Raw genomic sequence first — 4,239 nt, forward strand, 5'->3', positions numbered from 1 at the left:
GGTCAATCCGCCAAAAGCGTAACCACTGTATTTTTCATTGTCTGTGAGCAGATATTTTCCGTACGAATCGCCTAGTAAAATGGTGTTGGATAACGATTCCATAATCCATCCGCCAAGGACAAAAACTAAATATACAATGACTAACGGAATGATTAAAAATGTTAAATCAGACGCTTCCAATACTTTTACGCCCAAGCGATACGCCACATACAAACCAATGATAAAAATCCATTGATTTCGCGACGATTGTTTGCTCATCCAAAAAGCATATTGCAAATACCATTTGTACAATAAATTCTTTGACTTTATCGCTGTTGCCATGCCTTCGCGTGCGTATTGCATGTTTGGATTGAGTTGCAAGGCTTGTTTAAAATGATGCAAAGCTTTTTTAGTATCGCCATTTTCCAATGAAACCCAGCCAACATTAGCATGTGCATAATCGTCTTCTGCATTGTCATACAAAATATGTGCTACAGTTTGATTGGCTTCTTCTTTGCGATTGAGCTTGGTTAACAAGCGCGCACGAATATTTAAACAGGCGGAATTTTTAGGATCTAATTGCAAACCTTCATTGACAAAATTTAACGCTTCTTCAAACTTCTTTTTGTCCATCAACAACGCGCCTTTAAAACCAAAATAATCGGCTTGATACGGATCGAGTTCAATACTTTTATCTACCAAACTAATGGCTTCTTGTAATTTGCCTATGCGAGACGCAATTTGTCCTTTTAAAAAGAATAAATTGCCTTCATTTGGTGTTTCTCGAAGTAATTCGTCAATCATTTGAGAAGATTTCTCATAATCGCTCACATTAAAGAAGCACAACGCTAAATAATATTTGCTCGGATAACTATAGACACTTTCCGAAACGGCTTCACTCAAATACGTGATGGCTTCTTCAAAACGTCCTAATTCGAACAGTTGTACGCCTCTTAAATGGTTTTTTGACTCCATTATTTCTTAATGTTTAAATAGGCTAAAATATCATCGTATAATCCGCTGTCATTCGCATACAAGGCATAATTTTTAGAAGAAACAAACCATTCTTTCGTACTAGGTTTTGTCTTTTTTATAGCTTTTAAAATATCTTTTGTGCTCAATGGTTTTGGAATACCATCTTTGAAAGAAGCTTCTAATTTACGTTCAATAGCAACATCAATTGCAGCTTGAATATCAGCGCCCGAAAATTCTTTGGAAGCGCTGGCTAACGCCATATAATCAATGGTTTCCGTTGGTTTTTCTTTGAGATGAATGTTATAAATGGCTGCTTTTGCTTCCACATCTGGTGGCGATACAAATATGATTCTATCAAATCGTCCTGGACGACGAAAAGCAGGATCTAAATGCCACGGAGCGTTTGTGGCGCCAAGCACTAAAATTCCATCGTTATCTGCGTCAATTCCGTCCAATTCTGCCAAAAACTGGTTAATTACCGTTCTTCCCGAAGTTTTATTGACATCGTTACGGTTCGCGCCAAGCGCATCAATTTCATCTATAAAAATGACACACGGCGTATTTTTTCGTGCAGTTTCAAAGATTTCGTGTAAGTTTTTTTCCGAATTCCCAATCCACATATCCAAAATATCATTGATGCCAACACTGATAAAATTCGCGTTGATTTCTCCAGCCGTTGCACGTGCAATGTGTGTTTTTCCGCATCCTGGCGGACCGTATAATAGAATACCGCCACCAATTTTTTTACCGTAGGCTTTGTACAAATCACGATGTGCCAACGGTTTAATTATTTTGAGATCAATCTCTTTTTTAATCTCTTCCATTCCGCCAATACTTGCAAAATTGGTTGTGGGTTTTTTGAGGAATGACAAACCGTCTTCATCAATAAAATCGGGTTCGCGTGTTGTATTTACCTTTAATGCAGCGTCAAAATCTTCATTCTGATAACTTGGATCGAGTTCAATTAACTCTTTATAGGTTTCTTGCGCGTCACTATAATTTTCTTGATTGATTTGACAGTAACACAATAACTCTACATATTTTTTTTCGGGATGTATTTTGATGATTTCTTCTAATAAGACTTCCGCAGCGGTAATTTTTTGCTGCTTGTAAAAACAGCTTGCCAATTCGTATTTGGCTTCCAAATGATGCTGATCCAAATCAATTATTTGGATGAGTTGTTGTTCGGCTTCCGCAAAACTTCCTTGTTGCATGTATAGTTTTGCAATTTGCAGTTTGAGCGGAATATTATTGGGAGAAAATTGTAAGGCTTCTAATAAACTTTCTAACATTCGTTTAATTTTTCTAATAGGTATACCTAAAATCAGTTTTTGTTACTTTATTTCAAAAATATTATTTAAAAATACGATAGTTTTTAGGAAAAGCCATTGAAAAGGAAGAACTGATTTATTTATTTTTAAGACGTTTTAAATAGTGTGTTGCCCGAAACTCTAATCCGTTTATTGGTTTTAGTTTTCGTCTTTTTTTATAATATTGAAGACTTGCCTTTATTTTTTTCCACTTTTTATCAGACTTATTTTCTTTTTGTTGTTGAATATTCAAGTAAATAGTGTCGTTTTTAATTTTCCATTCTCCTTTTATTTCTGAATAAACAACTTCGTGAAATAGATACAAGCGCGTACGATGAAAAGTACCATTTTTGTAAAGCACTAAGCTGTCTAAATCTGTAATATTCCAACCAGTTGAGTTGCTAGATTTTTCTTTTTTGTATTGATATTTCTCGTGAATTTCCTGTGAAAAAACACTGTTTGCAAAAACACTAAAGATTAGTATGAGAAGTATGTTTTTCATAGCGTATGATTGTCATTTATTTATACCCAATTTCTTCGCTGAGCGGAATTCTACTTTTGGCAAAATTTCCAGTTCCAAAAGCAATTACGCTGCCTTTTTCATCAACCAAACTACTTTCGGCTACAAATAAATTGCGCGATTTGAATTTGACTTTTCCTGTAGCTGTAATTTTTCCTTCGCTTACAGGTCGTGTAATGTTGATATTGAACGCAGTCGTTAAAACAAAGGCATCTTTTACAATGGAATTGACTGCAAAGAAAGCGGCATCGTCCAAAAGTTTGAAATATACCGAACCGTGAATCGCGCCAAGTGCATGAAAATATTTTGGATCAATTGTCATCGAAATTGTAGCCGTTTCGTCATCAATGGTAATTTCGGTAGTTTGATAAATGTGTGTATTCATATTTGCAGACAAATACATACGTGCTAACTTTTGGTAGTGTTCCATAAATTGAATTTGAGTATATTATTTAGCGTTTTATCAAACCCAATTTTTCGGATTTTTCAATACGTCAATCAACTTTGCTTCTTCGCTTCCTTCCGCTGGATGATGATTGTATTTCCATTGTACCGTTGGTGGCAAACTCATTAAAATACTTTCAATTCGTCCGTTGGTTTTGAGTCCAAACAAGGTGCCGCGATCGTGTACTAAGTTGAATTCTACGTAACGTCCGCGACGTACTTCTTGCCAATCTTTGTGCGTTTGTGTGTATTCAATATGTTTGCGGCGTTCTACAATTGGTACGTAACTATTTAGAAAACTATTTCCGACTTCCGTTACAAAGTCAAAACGATCTTGCATGGAGAATTCTTCGGTTTCTTTTAAATAATCAAAGAACAATCCGCCAACGCCACGCGCTTCATTACGGTGTGCATTCCAAAAGTAATTATCACAAGTTTTTTTATGTTTTGGGTAGAATTCTGGATGATGTTTGTCGCAGGCTTCTTTACATATTGTATGAAAGTGTGTTGCATCTTCATCAAATAAATAATACGGCGTCAAATCTTGTCCGCCGCCAAACCATTGTGTTACAATATTTCCATCGGCATCATACATTTCAAAATAGCGCCAATTGGCATGAACTGTTGGAATGAACGGGTTTTTTGGATGCAATACCAAACTCAATCCGCAGGCAAAAAAATCACCTTGTTCCACATTAAAGTTTTTACGCAATGCTTCTGGAAGTTCGCCGTGAACTGCCGAAATATTAACGCCACCTTTTTCAAAAATAGCGCCATTTTCAATTACGCGTGTACGTCCGCCGCCGCCTTCTGGGCGTTTCCACAAATCTTCTTCAAACATGGCTTTTCCATCAATTTCTTCAATTTTTGATGTAATTGTGTCTTGCAATTGATGAATGTAGTTTAGAAAAAGGTCTTTCATTTAGTTAATTTTATGCTGCAAAGATAACAATGATTTTTTGGCAACAAGAATAGTTATGGTTACAAATTTGTTCTGTAAACTTTCTGAAA

Annotated in this window: 5 protein-coding genes; all 5 read right to left on the reverse strand. The window is 35.9% G+C overall.

The features are described from left to right. The coding region (locus tag AB8B65_RS14015) for a tetratricopeptide repeat protein (RefSeq protein ID WP_405301756.1) at positions 1–954 on the reverse strand (954 nt) is incomplete at its 3' end. Beyond that, positions 954–2,246, reverse strand: a complete 1,293-nt coding sequence (locus AB8B65_RS14020; RefSeq protein WP_405301758.1) for an AAA family ATPase — start codon at positions 2,244–2,246, stop codon at positions 954–956. The genes AB8B65_RS14020 and AB8B65_RS14015, both read right to left, overlap by 1 nt. A 115-nt stretch (positions 2,247–2,361) precedes the next feature. Beyond that, positions 2,362–2,766 carry a hypothetical protein gene (locus AB8B65_RS14025; protein WP_405301759.1) on the reverse strand — a complete coding sequence of 135 codons (405 nt, stop codon included), beginning with the start codon at positions 2,764–2,766 and terminating at the stop codon, positions 2,362–2,364. 16 nt (positions 2,767–2,782) lie between these two features. After that, positions 2,783–3,214, reverse strand: coding sequence for a PaaI family thioesterase (locus AB8B65_RS14030; protein ID WP_405301760.1), 432 nt, complete (start codon positions 3,212–3,214; stop codon positions 2,783–2,785). A 33-nt stretch (positions 3,215–3,247) separates the two neighbouring features. Continuing rightward, positions 3,248–4,150 (reverse strand): oxygen-dependent coproporphyrinogen oxidase, encoded by a 903-nt coding sequence (gene hemF, locus AB8B65_RS14035; RefSeq protein ID WP_405301761.1) that lies wholly within the window; start codon positions 4,148–4,150, stop codon positions 3,248–3,250. Positions 4,151–4,239 lie beyond the last annotated feature (89 nt).

The sequence above is a fragment of the Kordia sp. genome, from assembly GCF_045105435.1.
GTDB lineage: Bacteria > Bacteroidota > Bacteroidia > Flavobacteriales > Flavobacteriaceae > Kordia.

What these genes read in the sequence shown, in the direction of transcription:
- AB8B65_RS14020 (WP_405301758.1), bottom strand. Translation starts at nt 2,246, where the DNA reads ATGTTAGAAAGTTTATTAGAAGCCTTACAATTTTCTCCCAATAATATT.
- AB8B65_RS14025 (WP_405301759.1), bottom strand. Translation starts at nt 2,766, where the DNA reads ATGAAAAACATACTTCTCATACTAATCTTTAGTGTTTTTGCAAACAGT.
- AB8B65_RS14030 (WP_405301760.1), bottom strand. Translation starts at nt 3,214, where the DNA reads ATGGAACACTACCAAAAGTTAGCACGTATGTATTTGTCTGCAAATATG.
- hemF (WP_405301761.1), bottom strand. Translation starts at nt 4,150, where the DNA reads ATGAAAGACCTTTTTCTAAACTACATTCATCAATTGCAAGACACAATT.